We start from the raw sequence: 233 nt of genomic DNA, 5'->3' as shown, positions 1-233 counted from the left end.
GACGCCTGCAGAAGCTCTGGACGAATACCTAAAATCTGTTCAACAATCCAGTGTTGCGACGACCGGTTGAATCCGCCTTGCCAGCCTTGATCCGAGTGGAGTATGGGTCTGTCGTTCGGTCCGAGGCGCGCGAACGCTCTCTTGAGCATGGTCCCAACCATGTCGAACAGAGGTCGTCGGGCTATCTCGAAAGCGATAACCTCGGCGTTGTACAGGTCGAGAACGGGCGAGAG

General features: G+C 56.7%; 1 pseudogene. It reads right to left on the bottom strand.

From position 1 onward, the window contains the following. Positions 1–233 (bottom strand): annotated as a pseudogene (locus NCT04_RS34375) (hypothetical protein); the annotation flags it as partial.

The sequence above is a fragment of the Caballeronia sp. GAFFF2 genome (assembly GCF_023631485.1).
In the GTDB taxonomy this organism is placed as follows: domain Bacteria; phylum Pseudomonadota; class Gammaproteobacteria; order Burkholderiales; family Burkholderiaceae; genus Caballeronia.
The sequence above is the reverse complement of the archived record's forward strand: the minus strand, read 5'-3'. Positions and strand labels throughout refer to the sequence as shown.